The organism is Moraxella sp. CTOTU48841, from assembly GCF_032061225.1.
GTDB lineage: Bacteria > Pseudomonadota > Gammaproteobacteria > Pseudomonadales > Moraxellaceae > Faucicola > Faucicola cinerea.
On the sequence record NZ_DAMBFQ010000002.1, the window covers coordinates 293,779 to 311,080 of the forward strand.

The 17,302-nt window shown below is 45.0% G+C and carries 8 protein-coding genes; 4 read left to right on the top strand and 4 right to left on the bottom strand.

The genetic code is table 11. From position 1 onward, the window contains the following. Positions 1 to 56 precede the first annotated feature (56 nt). From RT034_RS04175 to RT034_RS04185, 3 genes are all read left to right on the top strand, one after another. The gene (locus tag RT034_RS04175; protein WP_409566297.1) at positions 57 to 533 is read left to right on the top strand and encodes a hypothetical protein; all 477 of its coding nucleotides are present in this window, start codon (positions 57 to 59) and stop codon (positions 531 to 533) included. A gap of 37 nt (positions 534 to 570) precedes the next feature. Further along, entirely contained in the window at positions 571 to 3,300 is a 2,730-nt protein-coding gene (locus RT034_RS04180; protein ID WP_313014002.1) for a beta strand repeat-containing protein, read from the top strand. A gap of 228 nt (positions 3,301 to 3,528) precedes the next feature. Continuing rightward, entirely contained in the window at positions 3,529 to 8,214 is a 4,686-nt protein-coding gene (locus tag RT034_RS04185; protein ID WP_313014004.1) for an SdrD B-like domain-containing protein, read from the top strand. 157 nt (positions 8,215 to 8,371) lie between these two features. Here the strand turns inward: RT034_RS04185 and RT034_RS04190 are convergent, their stop codons facing one another. After that, positions 8,372 to 9,058 (bottom strand): hypothetical protein, encoded by a 687-nt coding sequence (locus tag RT034_RS04190; protein ID WP_313014006.1) that lies wholly within the window; start codon positions 9,056 to 9,058, stop codon positions 8,372 to 8,374. A 184-nt stretch (positions 9,059 to 9,242) separates the two neighbouring features. On the opposite strand from RT034_RS04190, the gene metH reads away from it, so the two are divergent. Further along, a complete protein-coding gene (metH, locus tag RT034_RS04195; RefSeq protein ID WP_313014008.1) occupies positions 9,243 to 13,010 on the top strand; it encodes a methionine synthase in 3,768 nt (1,255 codons plus the stop codon). A 357-nt stretch (positions 13,011 to 13,367) separates the two neighbouring features. On the opposite strand, the gene RT034_RS04200 is transcribed toward metH, so the two are convergent. From RT034_RS04200 to RT034_RS04210, 3 genes are read right to left on the bottom strand one after another with little or no spacing between them, the layout of a single operon-like run. Then, positions 13,368 to 14,150: an SIMPL domain-containing protein gene (locus RT034_RS04200; RefSeq protein ID WP_313014011.1), complete on the bottom strand. Its 783-nt coding sequence runs from the start codon at positions 14,148 to 14,150 to the stop codon at positions 13,368 to 13,370. A 59-nt stretch (positions 14,151 to 14,209) separates the two neighbouring features. Continuing rightward, positions 14,210 to 16,303, bottom strand: a complete 2,094-nt coding sequence (locus tag RT034_RS04205; protein WP_313014014.1) for a transglutaminase TgpA family protein — start codon at positions 16,301 to 16,303, stop codon at positions 14,210 to 14,212. Then, positions 16,273 to 17,289, bottom strand: coding sequence for a DUF58 domain-containing protein (locus RT034_RS04210; protein ID WP_313014017.1), 1,017 nt, complete (start codon positions 17,287 to 17,289; stop codon positions 16,273 to 16,275). The genes RT034_RS04205 and RT034_RS04210 overlap by 31 nt, the downstream gene beginning before the upstream one ends. Positions 17,290 to 17,302: the final 13 nt, after the last annotated feature.

A 17,302-nucleotide genomic window follows, 5' to 3' on the forward strand; every position in this document is an offset into this window, starting at 1 on the left:
ACTCAATATCAGTACAGTTTTGATGATTTGTATTATCGAAAAAAGGAGTTAGTCTAGTGCGTGCATTTAATACATTATTAGTTACAGCAGCCATCGTTGGCATTACAGGTGTATCAGTCGCAGTGACACCACAAAAAGAGCCTGTAAGTGTTGCGCTTACTGCCAATAAACTTACCCAAAATGCTCAAGGGATAATCGTGGCACAGCCAGTCACTAAGGTAAAACCCAATGACATTATCGAATATCGCGCGGTCTATACCAATAACACAGGTAAAGCCATAAAAAACTTAACAGCCACCTTACCTATACCGCCAGCCACTCAGTTCTTAGCCAAATCTACCCCAAGCGCAACGTTAGCTAGCACGGACGGCGTGAACTTTGCTGCTATGCCACTAAAACGCAAGGTAGGCAACCAAGTCGTTAATGTACCCTTACAAGACTATCGTGCATTGCGATGGACAATTGCTGAAGTACCTGCTGGTAAATCAGTGAGCGTTTCAGCACAAACTCGTGTTAATAGCATTACCCCTTAAGGCACATAAACATCCATCATTTTAGAGGTCTATATTAATGCAAAAAATTTTACCGCGTCTTAATCAATTAGCTGCTTCGATTGCGCTAGCTGCTGGTGGCGCTGCGTTGATGCCAACTGCACAAGCAGCTGCACCAACTGCAGGTTCTGACATTAGTAACATCGCGACTGCAAGCTATACTGATGGTAATGGCGCTAGCAAAACCGTTACTTCAAATGAAATCAAAACCACAGTATTACAAGTATCTAGCTTCACGCTAGTGGCTGACCGTAATGCCACTATCAATCCAAATGGCACAGCGACGTTATCACATACATTGACCAATACTGGTAATGGTACAGACACCTTTACTTTAAATGTGTCACAATTGGGCGGCGACAACTTTGATCTGACCAACGTCCATATTTATTTGGACAGCAATCAAGATGGCGTACCTGACAACAATACAGACCTCTCTACAGTGACATTAAATGCGGGTCAATCAGTGGGTATCATTGTGGTATCAACGGTGCCTGTTACCCAAACTGATGGTCAAAAAGCCCAATATACCTTGAATGCTACCGCTGGTTTTGATACAACAGTTAAAGGCTCTAACACCGACACTGTTACTGTAACTGCTGGTGCGGCATTAAGCCTAATAAAGTCAGCAAGTGTAGCGTCTAATGGCGATATTACTTATACCTTAACCTACCGGAATACAGGTAATGCTGATGCGACTAATGTTGAAATTGACGATGCGTTAGATTTAACTAAAGTCACTTATGTTTCTGGTTCTGCCAAATGGAATGCGGCAACTGCATTAACCGATGCCGTAGGTGGCGACCCTACAGGCATTAACTACTATGCAGACCCTGCAACAGGTAAAATTGCATTTGTTTTAGATAAGGTTGCCAAAAACACTACCGGTACGGTAACGTTCAAAGTACAACCTAAGCCTAATAATAGTGCTATTATTACTAACACTGCTACCATTATCGACCTGCCGGAAAATGATGACTCTGTAGATACCGATCCATCTACACCATTGCCTGCGACATTGACACCGTCACCGTCAAATACCACGATTGTAACCAATAAAGTATTTACCGGTACTGTCAATGATAGTTTAACTGATGCCTATGCTGACCCAGATCCTAAAGGTGATACACCGACCACGGATGACACCATCAAATCGAGCACGACGCAAGGTACACCGGTAGTCTTTGGTGATGATAATGGCTCTACTGATGGTGGCCCTGATAAAATTGTTATCCATAACACAGGTAATGCCACTGAAACTTATAATGTTACTTATGATAAATCGGACTTGGAAGTAGGTAGTATTGTTCAGCTATTTAAAGCTGATGGCGCTACACCATTAACTGATACTAATGGCGATGGCATTGTAGATACCGGTCCTATCGCAGCGGGTAGTACGGCACAAATTCGAGTTAAAGTGACATTGCCGACTGGTTATAGCACTCCTGTTGATCCTGCAACAAGTGATGATGTAATTGTTAAAATTAAGCCGATTAGCGACAGCACTGCCAAAGCTGATACCATTACTTTGAGCATTGTCGATGTAACGCCTGCTACAGTTGACTTGTTCAAAGATGACAATACCGATACCACAACCGGCACCAAAACGCCAGGTGCGACTGGGTTAGATACAGGTTCTCCAGTTGAAAGTATATCTGTTGCTGGTGGTCAACCTGCTTACTTCCAAATTGATGTTAAAAATAGCGGTGCGACACCAGATAACTTTAACTTAACCAACAGCACTTTGCCAAGTGGTTGGACTGTTCAGTACTTCAAAGATGATGGTACTGGTAAACCGACTGGCTCAGCTTTGACTAATACAGGTAATATCGCGCCGGGAGCAACTGTTAATTTAGTGGCCGTGGTTACTCCGCCTGCAAATGCACCTGTATCGACTACACCTGTCGTATTCACAGTTACTTCACCAGTTACAGGCTTGTCTGATAGCTTAACTGATGAGGTGAAAGTTAAAGAAACACGTCAATTGACTTTGGTCAGTGATAATAGTGGTCAAGTTGCGCCAGGCGGCACTGTAACTTACACTCATACCTTAACCAATAATGGTAATCTTGTTGAAGGTGGTAAGGATGGTGACTTACCATTTACTTTAACCAATAGTGGGACTGGCTGGAAAACGACCGTTTATATAGACTTTCATAATTTCGGCGTTGTTGATGCCGATGAGATTGTTACAGGTAATGACCTAGCTACAGTCTTGAAAAATTATGATCCGGACAACAATGGCATTAAAGGCTTAGAGCAAGGACAGTCAGTTAAGTTAATTGTTAAGGTTGAAGCACCTTCAAATGCAGGAGCAGGTACACAAGATACTGCTACCTTAACAGTCAGCCCAACTGCTACTGCTGCAGGTACGCAACAGTCTCCATTAACTAACACTGATTTGACAACTGTGAATGATGGTCAAGTTCGTTTAGTCAAGAAACAAGCACTTGACGCTGCTTGTGATGGCACTGCTGATGGTAGCTTTACTCAAAACAATTTATCGGCCAAGCCAGGTACCTGTGTGATTTATCGCATTACTGCAACGAACGAAGGCAATGTACCTGTAACAACTGTGGAAATTAACGATAACGTACCAACCTATACGACGTTAGTATCAGGTTCTGAAAGCAATAACAATACCTCTGGTACTGTAACTGTTAACGGTGTTGCGATCACTAATAGGGTTGCCACGCTTAGCGGTAACACAAGTGCGCAATTACAGTTCACTGTAAAAATTGACGAGTAATCAGTTCTTTATCTTGTTTTCATCGGCATATAGTCATTAGTGGCTATATGCCTATCCACTGTATTATTTTTTTAACTTCTTAATTTTTTCTATTTTTATTCGTTTTATATACTTTTATATAGGTGAATGTCTGTGGTGCAAATTGTAAGAAAAGATGGTTGCGCTAAAGCAACATTTTTGCTCTCAACATTGACTGCTTCGATATTGGCAAGTCACTATAGCTATGCTATGGCACCAGAAATAGATACCAAAATCAATAATACAGCTTCTGCAACTTATAATAATTTTGACCATAATCCCCAATCTACATCGTCTAATACTGTTGATATTAATATTGCTGCGTTATATGCCGTTAACTTAACCTCTGCCCCACTTCAAACTGTGGAAATAGGCAAACAGGTGGTGTGGTCAAATGAGTTAACCAATAGCAGTAATGCACCTGTACATATTAAGATAAACCCCTCAGAAATAGATGGTTTAAACAACGTCAAGGTTTATCTTGATACCAATCAAAATGGCGAATTTGATAATAACGATCAAATTATTGACCAAACTATTTTATTGCAGCCTGGACAAAAGGTAGGAATCTGGGTAGTTGCTACAACAGCCTCAGATTTGACAGATAACCAGCAACTAAATTTACCTATTAGTGCATATATTATTGAATCACCTAATTCATCTGTTAATGCTCAAGCGACTAATCTCGTTCAAGTAGTTATTCCTAAAAAAAGTGTGTTATTTGTCAAAAAATCAGCCAGTGTCAGTAGTGCAGAAATTGGTGATTTTGCAGATTATACGATTACCGTAGCCAATCGTAGCAATAATAATGCTGATAATGTATCGATGACAGATACACTGCCTCGCGGGTTTATCTACACGGTTGGCAGTATGCGTGTTAACGGTATCAAAGTAGCAGATCCGGCTGGCGGTAAAGGACCTTATCTCAAGCTCGGTGTGGGCAGCTTAAAGCCTAATACTGAAATTAAAGTCCAATATCGAGTACAGATTGGACCCAATGCACTAAATGGCGATGGTATCAACCGCGTACAGGCAAAAGATGAAGGTGGACAAACATCCAATGAGGCATCAGCCAAAATTGACGTACGCCCTGGTCCATTAATTCAAGACGGTTTCATCATTGGTAAAGTGTTCGTCGACTGCAACAAAAACGGTGTCCAAGATAACGGTGAACAAGGTGTACCGGGTGTGCGCCTATATTTGGAAGACGGCAGTTTTATCATCACCGATCGTGAAGGTAAATATGATTTTTATGGTATTACTGCTAAGACGCATGTATTAAAACTTGACCGCACTACCCTTCCTGCTCAAAGTAAACTGCGCCTTATCAGTAATCGTCAAGCCGGTGATGCAGGCAGCCGCTTTGTAGACTTACGTCGTGGTGAACTGCATCGCGCAGATTTTGCCATCGTCGATACAGATGACAATAACAGCGAATCCTGCAACCAATCTCTACTTGAGCAAATTGCTGAACGCAAGAAAAAAATCGAACAAGATAACATTAGTCTTGAGCAAGTAATCCGTGCTGACTTAACAACTGATCCACTCAATTACCGTGTTAGCGATGTACGTGGACAACCAGCCAGTGGCTGTATCACTGCTGAAGGTATTAGCAGTAATTGTAATGTTGAACTTACTAAAACAGCACAAAACCCGTTAAGCCGTATTAGCATTGAACCCGTTGCTGCAATTAAAACCTTGAACCTTGAACAAACGCTAGAAGAAGCAACCAATAACTCGCTGCAAATTTTAAATTTAACTGATGGTCAAATTCTACCAATCAACCAAGCCACCATTCAAATCAAAGGGATGGCAGGTGCCCAGTTGCAGTTATGGGTCAATGGTCAAGAAGTCCCAGAGAGTCGTATTGGTAAAAAAGCCGTATTGGCCGACTCTCAAGTTGCAGGTTTTGACTATATCGGCGTGCCGTTAGCGATTGGTAAAAATCAAATTGAAGTGCGTCAGCTTGATATGATGGGCAATATCCGCGCTACCCGTGCCATCACTGTTATTGCGCCTGATAATTTAAGTAAAATCAGCGTTGATTCACCCAAACAGGATGTGCCTGCCAATGGTAGCGATGTCTATCAAGCAGTGGTTAAGGTTGTTGATCAGTTTGGCACACCCGTCTCTAGCCGTACCCCGGTCACGCTTAATAGCACTATTGGCACTATTCAAATTAAAGATGTCAACCCTGACCAAACGGGCATACAAACCTTTATTGAAGGCGGTAGCTTGTTGGTACCGATTCAAAGCCCAAGTCAACCAGGTGAAGGGGTGTTAGAGGTTGAAAGCGGCAGTTATCATGCTAATCAGCGCGTACAATTTTTACCTGACCTACGTCCTTTACTAGTTGCCGGTATTGTCGAAGGTCGCATTAATTTTAAAACCTTTGATCCAAAAAACTTAAGCCGAGTTGATAGCCGTGATGGGTTCGAAGAAGAGTTATATGAAATTGCAGATGCTGATAATCATAAGCAAAGTGCCCATGGACGCGTGGCTTTGTTTTTAAAAGGCAAGGTCAAGGGGGAGTATCTATTAACCTTAAGCTATGACTCGGATAAAAGTAAAGGCCAACGACTATTCCGTGATATCCGGCCAGATGAATACTACCCAGTATATGGGGATGCAGCGGCTAAAGGTTTTGATGCGCAATCTACCAGTAAACTCTATGTACGCGTAGATAAAGGTCGTTCGTATGCCCTATACGGGGATTACGCCACACGCATTGAGCACGATGAAGGTATCTCACTGGGTCAATACAATCGCTCATTAACAGGACTCAGTGTCAATGTTGAAAATGACCAAAATAAAGTCACAGCATTTGCCGCCAAGACCACTGCCACGCAAGTAACCAATGAACAGCGTGGCTTGGGGATCACAGGGCCTTATAGCTTAGGCAAAGTTGATACCGATAGCGTGCTGCGTAATAGTGAAAAGGTTGAAGTTATCGTCCGTGATCGTAATAACCCAGGGTTGATTATCTCGCGGACACTACTTTCCCGTTTTAGTGACTATGAGGTTGACACTGACAGTAACAGCATCTTTTTAAAAACCGCAATCCCAAGTGTCGATAGTGACCTTAATCCTGTGTATCTGCGTGTGACTACAGAGACCGATCAGGGCGGTGAAGAATACACAGTAGCGGGCATTGCCGGTAGTCATAAACTCAATGACAAAGTTAAAGTAGGCGGTACCTACGTAAATAGTAATGACCCATTGAATAAGACATCACTGGCTAGTGCCAATATCGTGGTCAAACTATCGCCCACCTCGAAATTTGTGGCTGAAGCCGCGCATAGCGATCGCACTACCAACCCAGAGGATAATACCACTGCCAATGCATCGGGTGAAACCTCTGGTGCTGCATATCGCTTAGAGCTTGAGCATAGCATCAACAATACCCAATTGCGTGCTTATCACCAGCAAGCAGATACAGGGTTTTACAACACCGATGCAGTGATTACCGCGGGTCGCAAAGAAAGTGGACTAAAACTACAAAGTCGCGTTGATAAGCTAGGCTTTATTAAGGCTGAGGCGATCCGCACTGAGGATACCAACAATGGTGGCGTGCGTGATGGTGTATCAGCAAGTATTGAACGCGCACTGAACCGTATCATAGCACTTGAGCTGGGAATGCGCTATTACCGTGAAACCGACCAACCAGCCAGTGTAACCAGTGCTTCAGCCACACCTTATAGTGGCACCACTGCTCGCGCTAAAGTTACCGCCCAGTTACCTAAAGGATCCAATGCCTTTGTAGAATATGAGCAAGATATCAAAGAGAGTGACCGCAAAGTTTTGGCATTGGGTGGTAACTACCAACTCAATGATAAAGCAAGACTTTACGCACGACATGAGCTTATCTCAAGTTTAGGCGGCAATTATGAGCTTAATGACACCCAGCAGCGTAATAGTACGGTAGTGGGTATCGATAGCAAGTATGGCAAAGATGCAAGCGTCTTTAGTGAATATCGGGTACGTGATGGTATTTCTGCGCGTGAAGCTGAAGCGGCATTGGGTTTACGCAATCGTTGGGAAATCAACAAAGGGGTTTTTGTTAATACCAGCTTAGAAAAAGTGCAGGTCCTAGAAGGTGAGGACAATACCTCACAAGATGCTACGGCTGCTTCTTTAGGCTTTGAGTATCTTGCCAACCCAAACTGGAAAGCCACTGGACGCTTAGAAAAACGGTGGGCAACACAGTCAGATAATACCGTTAGCGCGTTTGGCTTTGCCTATAAAATCAATGATGATGTGACTTTGCTCACCAAAAATATTTTTAGCCAGGTTAGTAGCAATACTAAAGACACCGGCGATCGTACTTTGGATCGTTTTCAACTTGGCGCTGCTTACCGTGATGCCGATCAAAATCGCTTTGACGCGTTAGGCAAGTTTGAGTATCGGTATGAAAATGATGAAACTGAACTGGATAGCCCTGTCAAACGTGAGGCTTATATCGTCTCTACAGGGGCTAACTATCACCCTGATCAAGACTGGCATTTTTCTGGTCAATACGCCATCAAAAAACTCAATGTCGATTTTAACAAGCTTGAATCTAGCGGCATTGTTCAATTATTAAGCGGTAGAGCTAGTTATGATATAAACCATCGTTGGGATGCTAGCGTAAGTGCAGGCGTATTATGGGGTAATAATAGCGATGGTAAACGCTGGCTATTAGGCGGTGAAGTGGGGTATCTATTAGCGCAAAACCTGTGGTTATCAGCTGGCTATAATTTCTCTGGCTATTCAGACAAAGACTTAATTGATGGTGATACCACCACCCAAGGACCTTATTTGCGCCTACGCTTTAAGTTTGATGAAAATTTATTTAATAAAAAACGTCCAATCGCCAATCAGCTTGATGCGACTGACGAACAAATTGCCATCAAATAATTGTTAAGATAAAAAGTGCCCAACACAAAGCGGACAACGATGATACGTTGTCCGTTTTACATTTGGCCTAGCGTTGGTTTTTGTATTTTTAGGGCTAGTTCGCTTATTGATTATGGATTGCTGCATCTACCAGTATCAATGAGTGTTTGACTGGTGACTAGCCCGCGCTTGATTTATGCTTTATTAATCTATTTATTTTATTTAATAAATACATTATAACAGCAGGTAACACAAACAGAATCAATAACCATTGATCACCTTTGCGACGCCTGGCCGCGATGGCTTGAACGCCTTTATCATAATCAGCAATGCTATAAAGCGCTTGGTCGGCCACCCTCATCTCATAGACAATAAACCCATACGGGTAGTCCTCAGCATAGTGAATGCTGGCCGTATGTCCAGCCAACGGGTAGGCTTTTGGGCAACTCGAATGATAACCGTCGGTTTCCAAACAGCGAAAGCGCTTGCCATTTAACACCAAAAACTCATCACGGCTGCTGCCCGATTTGCTCTGGGCAAATACCAATTCGCTGGGTTGTTTGGGCAGTGTAGCAGTGATGGTTTGCCAGTCTTTTTGTTCAAGTGGCGTGTCAGTGATGGAGAAAAAATGGGCAATAGCGATGGCCATCAAGGCAATAACGGCATGGCTGGTGAAAAACACCCTTAAGCTTGGCAGGTCTTTGGGCGATTTTGCAGCATAGCCAACCACCATAGAAAATGTGATTACGGCAATGATACCAACGGCCAATAAGTAATTGGGCGCAACATAAAAAGCGATGATGACGGCTGCGACATTATAAAGCCTGGCAATCGTGACCAGTATTGGGTATAAGTTATTGGACATATCACTAACTAAATTTGGGTTTGCTTTATCCTTCCACAATAGGCCGTCCGGCTCAAGTTAAATTTTTTGTAAACTTTCACTTCAACCGCTTATTCCACAAATCTCACGATTGCCTGCTCACAAAATGCTATAATCGACTTATTAACAGATACCTATGACAATTTGAATCAGGACAAGCCTTTCGATGAGTATCAGCACCAGTAACGCACCTACCAGTCACAAACCCCACGACCCAGCCAATTTTCAACTCACGCCCCCTGCCAGCTTTCCGTATCAAGACCGTCAAGCCACGAATAAAGCGCGTTTAGCTGACCTGTTAAAGCAGCGGATTTTGTTCCTTGACGGGGCGATGGGGACAGAAATCCAAAACTATAAACTCATCGAGGCAGACTACCGTGGTGAGCGATTTGCAGGCTTTGGACGTGATGTCAAAGGCAACAATGACTTATTGGTACTGACCCAGCCGCATATTATCCGTGATATTCACCGCTCGTATCTTGAGGCAGGCGCAGATATCATTGAAACCAACAGTTTTAATGGCACGCAAATTTCGATGGCAGATTACGGCATGGAAAATCTCGTCTATGAGATTAACAAATCCGCCGCCGCCCTTGCCCGCCAAGTGTGTGATGAAGTCACTGCGACAACCCCAGACAAACCTCGGTTTGTCGCAGGCGTGATTGGTCCCACCTCTCGCACTTGCTCGATTTCACCCGATGTCAATGATCCCGCCTTTCGTAACGTCACCTTTGATGAACTTGTTGATAACTATACCGAGGCGACTTATGCTTTGATTGAAGGCGGTGCCGATATCATCTTGATAGAAACCGTGTTTGATACCCTAAACGCCAAAGCAGCGATTTTTGCGGTGACGGGCGTGTTCGAGACCATTGGGTTTGAATTGCCTATTATGATTTCGGGCACCATTACCGATGCGTCGGGACGTACGCTGTCGGGACAAACTGCCGAGGCGTTTTATAACTCAATCCGCCACGCCAAGCCGATTTCGATTGGGTTTAACTGTGCGCTGGGCGCAGATGCGTTAAAGCCGCATATCAAAACCTTGTCGGATGTGTGCGAAACTTTTGTCTCCGCTCACCCCAATGCAGGCTTGCCCAACGAGTTTGGGGAATATGACGAAACCCCTGAACAAACTGCCACCATGGTTGCCGACTATGCCAAATCTGGCTTGGTCAATATTGTGGGCGGCTGCTGTGGTACCACGCCCAAACATATCGCCAAAATTGTCGAGATGACGTCACCCTTTGCCCCACGCCAACTGCCAGACTACAAACCAGCTTGCCGATTGTCGGGACTCGAAGCGTTCAACATCACCCGTGACAGCCTGTTTGTCAATGTCGGTGAACGTACCAATGTCACAGGCTCAAAGAAATTTTTGCGTCTCATCAAAAACGAAGAATACACCGAAGCGTTAGACGTGGCTCGTGACCAAGTCGAAGGCGGTGCCCAAGTCGTTGATATCAACATGGATGAAGCCATGCTAGATAGTAAGGCGGCGATGATTCACTTTGTCAATTTGGTTGCCAGTGAGCCAGATATCAGCCGTGTACCCCTGATGATTGATTCGTCAAAATGGGACATCATCGAAGCGGGTCTTAAATGCACGCAAGGCAAAGCTGTGGTCAATTCGATATCGTTAAAAGAAGGCAAGACAGAGTTTGTGCAAAAAGCCAAGCTATGTCAGCGTTATGGGGCGGCAATTATCGTCATGGCGTTTGATGAAGACGGACAGGCAGACAGCTTTGAGCGTAAAATCCAAATCTGCAAACGCTCATACGATATTTTGGTTGATGAAATCGGTTTTCCGAGTGAAGACATCATCTTTGACCCCAATATTTTTGCCGTCGCCACGGGGATTGAAGAGCATAACAACTACGGCTTAGACTTTATCAACGCCACCCGATGGATTACCGACAATTTGCCCAACGCCATGGTCTCAGGCGGTGTGTCCAATGTGTCGTTCTCATTTCGTGGCAATCCCATTCGTGAAGCCATTCACGCCGTGTTCTTGTACCACGCTATCAAAAACGGCATGACCATGGGGATTGTCAACCCAGCCATGCTAGAGCTGTATGACGATATCGAGCCAGACGCTAGAAACGCTATTGAAGACGTGATTTTGAACCGTAACCAAGGCGAGTCCGGTCAAGACGCCACCGACCATTTGATGCAAGTGGCAGAAAACTATTTAAGCGGTAAGAAAAAAGACAGCACCGTCGATTTGTCATGGCGTGAATTGCCTGTAGAAAAACGCATTGAACACGCGCTAGTCAAAGGGGTAACCACCTATATCAATGAAGACACCGAAGAAGCACGGCTAAAATTCCCCCGTCCCCTAGACGTCATCGAAGGACCTTTGATGGACGGTATGAATGTTGTCGGTGACTTGTTTGGGGCAGGCAAAATGTTCCTACCGCAAGTGGTAAAATCCGCCCGTGTGATGAAGCAAGCGGTGGCATGGCTTAATCCGTATATCGAAAAAGAAAAAGTTGCAGGCGAAACCAAAGGCAAAGTGCTCATGGCAACGGTGAAAGGCGATGTGCATGACATCGGCAAAAACATCGTCGGCGTGGTGCTCGGCTGTAATGGCTATGACATCATCGACTTAGGCGTGATGGTGCCTTGTGAAAAAATCCTACAAGTCGCCAAAGATGAAAACGTCGATATCATCGGCTTGTCAGGCTTGATTACCCCAAGCCTTGATGAAATGGTGTACGTCGCCAAACAAATGCAGGAGCAAGGCTTTAATCTGCCCCTACTGATTGGGGGTGCGACGACTTCAAAAGCCCATACCGCGGTAAAAATCGAGCCCAACTATCAAAACGATGCGGTTGTCTATGTTGCTGATGCCAGCCGCGCAGTGGGCGTAGCGACGACTTTACTATCCAAAGAAAAACGCGTCGATTTTATCAGTGAGCTACGTCAAGAGTATGGCGAAGTCCGTGAACGTCTTGCCAATCGCCAACCCAAAGCCGCGAAGCTATCTTATGCGGAATCGATTGAACAAGGTTTCCAATACGACTGGGCGAACTACACGCCGCCTAAGCCCAACCAATTGGGACAAGTCATTTTAGAGGATTATCCGTTACAAAATTTATTGCCTTATATCGACTGGACACCTTTCTTTATCTCTTGGGGATTGGTCGGCAAATATCCCAAAATCTTTGATGATAACATCGTCGGGGAAGAAGCCAAAGACTTATTTGCCAATGCCCAAGCCATGATTGATAAACTAATCAAGGAAAAATTGGTCACAGCTAAAGCGGTGTTTAAACTGAGCCCTGCCCAACGCCCAAGCTCAGACACGGTGCAGGTACTCGATGAGCAAGGCAATGTCATGCATACCTTTGAGCATTTACGCCAGCAGTCTGATAAAGCCAGTGGTAAACCTAATTACAGCCTAGCGGATTTTATCAGCCCTGAAAAAACCGATTATCTCGGTGGTTTTACCGTGTCATTGTTTGGCGCAGAATCACTTGCCAATGACTATAAAGCCAAAGGCGATGATTATAGTGCCATCATGGTACAGGCGCTTTGCGACCGCTTTGCTGAGGCATTTGCTGAGCATTTGCATGAGTTGATTCGTAAACAGTATTGGGGCTATCAAGCAAATGAAAGCCTAACCAATGAAGAGCTAATTAAAGAAAAATACGTGGGTATTCGCCCTGCGCCGGGTTATCCTGCCTGCCCTGACCATACCGAAAAAGGCAAGTTGTTTGACTGGCTCGACACCACCAACGCCATTGGCACCTATTTGACGGAAAGCTATGCCATGTACCCTGCGTCTAGCGTGAGTGGGTTTTACTACTCGCACCCAGAGAGTGAGTATTTTAATGTGGGTAAAATCAGTCAAGACCAGCTTGAAGATTATGCAGCGCGTAAAGGCTGGGATAAAGCTACCGCAGAAAAGTGGCTAAATCCGAATTTATAAGTTAAAGTTAAAGCTAAAAAAACGACAATGTAGAGTTGTCGTTTTTTTATCGCTTGGTGTTAATTAGCGCATATATCTCATTTGTTATCTTTACTCTTGTCACACCAAAACATATTGTTGGCATTAGGCTGTGTGTTTTTACCCAAAATCATTGTGGTATAAGTGACCCTTGCACCGCCACCTGTATGAACAATCCAACTTTGCGTGATTTTCAACTTATTATCGTAAAACAGATAACAACGCTCTTTTTTGTTAGCATTGTCATGGGCGAAACTCGCGGACGATAAAGTATTAAACACCCTCATGCCATAATTTTAGCAAAGCTATTCATAAAAACTGCCTTCATACACGCTATAATTATTGCTCAATCGCATAATCAATGGTGACAACGAGCCGCACCAATTTATCCACGCCATCTTTATCATACGTGCCGCCATAATCCGAATCATCGGTATCAGGATTATGGGCATCTAAGATATTAAATGACCCTTGCGACGCGGAGCGCATCACCCCCACTTTGGCATGACCGGTTTTGGCAAATTCTTCGGCGCGTTTGTTGGCATCATCGGTGGCTTTGGCAATCAAATCATGCTTGATTTTCTCAAGGTCATTGAGCAGATATTGCGGCTTTTCAAACGTCACTGATTCATGGCTGATACGATAATTTTGCACTTGAGCGAGCATATTGGTGATTTTATTGAGTTCTTGACTGCTAATTGACAGCGTTTGGGTAGCTTTATAGCCATTTTGGCGGGTGCGGGTTTGTCCCTGCTCATCCACATAATCTTCATTATACGGCTCAACGCTTATGGGCGTGACATTTTGACTAGATACGCTAAAGCCTTTACTTGCCACAAACTGCTGCAGCGCTTTAAAGTCATTTTTACCATTGGCGAGCGCCCCTGCATAGTCCTGTCCCCAAGCGCTGACACCCATTTGGATTTGGGCAAGATTGGCTTTGTAAGGGGCTTCCGCCAAGCCTTTGACGGTAATCGTGCCGGACTGTTTTAGATTCTTAAACTGCGTGCCCAGTACAAATGCCGCAGCGATGAGACCGAGTGCCAAGATAATACCAAAGATAATCAGCGGTAATGAGTTTTTATTATCGGTTTGTAGCGGTGGCGTACGTAAATTACTCATATTTAGTGAGCCCTATATCTATTTATATCCTATAGAGTATAGCAAACAAATATTGAATATTAATGTTTTTTTAGCGCGATGGTTTTCGCCAAATTGTCTAATTGCCGTATGGGTTGTTTGTTATCCGTAGGCTGCTGATAGCGGATTTGTCGATATAGCGCGGCAAGTGCTTGAAGGGCTGCCCTATCAGTGACTTTTGGCTCAAGTCGAGTAAGCCAAGCCAGCACCCCTTCACTATCCTGCCTTGCGAGCATTTTGTCTTTTTTTGCCAAGCGATTGGATAACTGTACCATAATCCAATCATGCCTATCCCACACCCGGCGGCGACGCCACCACAGCCACAATCCCAATAGCGCAAGGACGCTCACAAGGGTCACAAACATCACCATCACTTGCTGATAGACAGATTGGATATTGAGCCATTTAAACAGCGATGACCGCTGGCGGTCTTGGTCATAGCCGACCACATCGCGTTGCCAATAATAGCTAGCTTGGTCAAACAAACGGCGCGCTTGCTGCAGCATTTGAAACTGCTGATAGCTAATTTGCCCTGCCACGCCCTCACCAAACATTTTTGCCCCAGCGTCTTGGGTGACAGTGTCCATACCCTGCTCGACCCGATTGGGTGCGACAAAACCCGTAGGATCTACACGCACCCAGCCGCGCCCTTGCACCCAAATCTCGCTCCATGCATGGGCATCCATTTGGCGTACTTCCCAGCTTTTGCCATCACGACCTAACTGCCCACCTTGATACCCGGCTACCACCCGAGCAGGCACACCTGCCGCTCGCATGAGGTAAGTAAAACTTGACGCATAATGCTCACAAAACCCTGCACGGGTAGCAAATAAAAAATCATCGATGCGATTACTACCCAAGATAGGGGGTGATAAGGTGTAGCGAAACTGCTGGCTACGCATCCACTGGGCGATGGCGTTGCTATAGGCAATTGGGTCATCGCCTGCTTGGTGGTAGAGTCGCTGCGCAAATTGGCGACTTTGCGGATTACCGCCTACTGGCAATGCCAAATTGACCTGACGTTGCTGAGTAGATAAGGCTAAATTGATAGGCGCATCATCTAACCAATGCACTTGATAAGTGAAACGCTGATTGACAGTGTCCCAATACCGCAGGGTAAAATCCGACGTCAGCCCAATGCCTTTTTGGTTAGTTATCGGATAATCAAGCCCAAACAACCAATTTTGTCCCGTCTGCTCCAAAATTACCCGATAGTCAGGGATAACGGCTAAGGTAAAGCGTTTACTCAGCTTTAACGTCGGCAACAACCAATCAGCAAACGGCTGCTCGGGCGTCCAAAGCGAGGTGCTAGGATTGGCTCGCCAGGTGGTGCCATCAAAATCAGAAAACACCAAACCGCGCCAATATAAATTTTGTTGGCTTGGCTGCTGATTGCCAAATTCCACCCGAAACGCCAATTCAGTCGATTGACTGAGGTTGGCAAAATCGCCCGGTGACATACTATCTGACATGCCGGTCTTTGCTTGCGCGCCGCTCAAATGCACCGACCACAGCGGCGGCAATCGGGGAAAAAATAAAAACAGAATAATGGTCAGAGGAATGGCTTGACCGACCAATAAGCCAAGCGTGCGGTAGCGTCCTGTACCATCATCATTTTGCGCAATCATGGCAAACAGCACGACCATCGTGCCAATCGCCACTTGTAGCGTTGTAATCAAATCTTGGTTAATTAACAACAGCCCTGCCAATACGAACAGTGATAAACTCAGCACCACATAGCCATCACGCCTGGTATGCAATTCAAGTAGCTTACTGACGGCACACAATAGCAAAAACGCGATACCGACATCCAATCCAAAGGCAGTACGGTAGGTCAAATACAGCCCCACCAAACTTGCAATAAATCCTGTGTACTGTATCAACTGTAATGAGCGCGGACGATACAAAGCGTTGGGCAACCAACGTCGCAGCGGTTGCAATTGAAAGAGGATAATAAAAAAGGCATACACCGATAGCCAAATGGGTAAATTTTTGACGTGAAAAGCCACAATCAACAGTTGAGATAGCAATATCCACTGAGTCGCCGAGATTTGGTTTAGGCGCTGAGATAAGGTTAAGCTAGGGGGATTTGGGTTGGGGCGACTCATGGCGTTTTTGCCAATCTTAGCAAACATTGCTGACGAAATGCTTGTCCTTCACCTATTGCGCCTTCACCATCAGGCAGTCGCAATTGAAAAGCGATTTGGCTTTGGGTCAAACTATCCACACCATAGCGCAGCTGGCTGAGTTTTTCTTCATGCGTCACCGCAGGCATTTGATAGTAATCAAGTAATTGCTGCTGCCCCACACTCTCCACAAAACGTTTTGACATGAGTCCTTGCCCGCGCGCGACATGCGCCCACGAAATACGCGCCAATGATTCCCCTGGGACATATTTATCCAACTGGTCAAAATCTTCCTGCCCTGCTTGGGTGTGTAAGGCAGCGGTTTGTTCATCATCAGATGGCACAAACTGACTGGCTTTCATCTCATAGCGCAGTGGCGCAGGATACACCCACGCGTGTCCTTCAAAAAACACATACGACCAAGCTTGCAGAATCCCTAAGGGATATACAGTACTCACCGTAAGTCTGGGTAACACAAATTTGCCGCGTTTGTCGGCTGTTAACCATAAGCTCACCTGTTGCGGCGCTTGTATTTGACTGACCAACAGCCAATCATTTGGTTCGGACGGTGCATTGGGTTTGCGGTGTATCGGCTGTTTAAAATCAAAGGCATTGTTGGCAAAACTTAACCGAATTTGCCGATGCGGTTGCCTTGATTCACTACTAATTTGCAGTCGCACTTGCACTTTGTCACCCACTTGCGTGTCGCTGATATCCACCAGTTTGATTTGTAAACCTGCCAAGTGGGAAAAGGTATAATGGATAGCCACCACGAGTAGACTACCCAACAAAAAGCACAAACCCAACACCAAATTATTGGCGTAATTAATCCCTGCGACAAAGAGAATGATGAGTAAAAAAGCGTACAGCATCCCTTCTTTACTCAAAAAAATATATACGTTGCGCAGGTTCAGAGTGATGTCGCGGCTGATCGGCGCTCGACGCTTAAACCATGTTTGCAAGTAGTTTTCAAGTCGCTGGCGAATGGCAAACATGATAGGCGCGGGC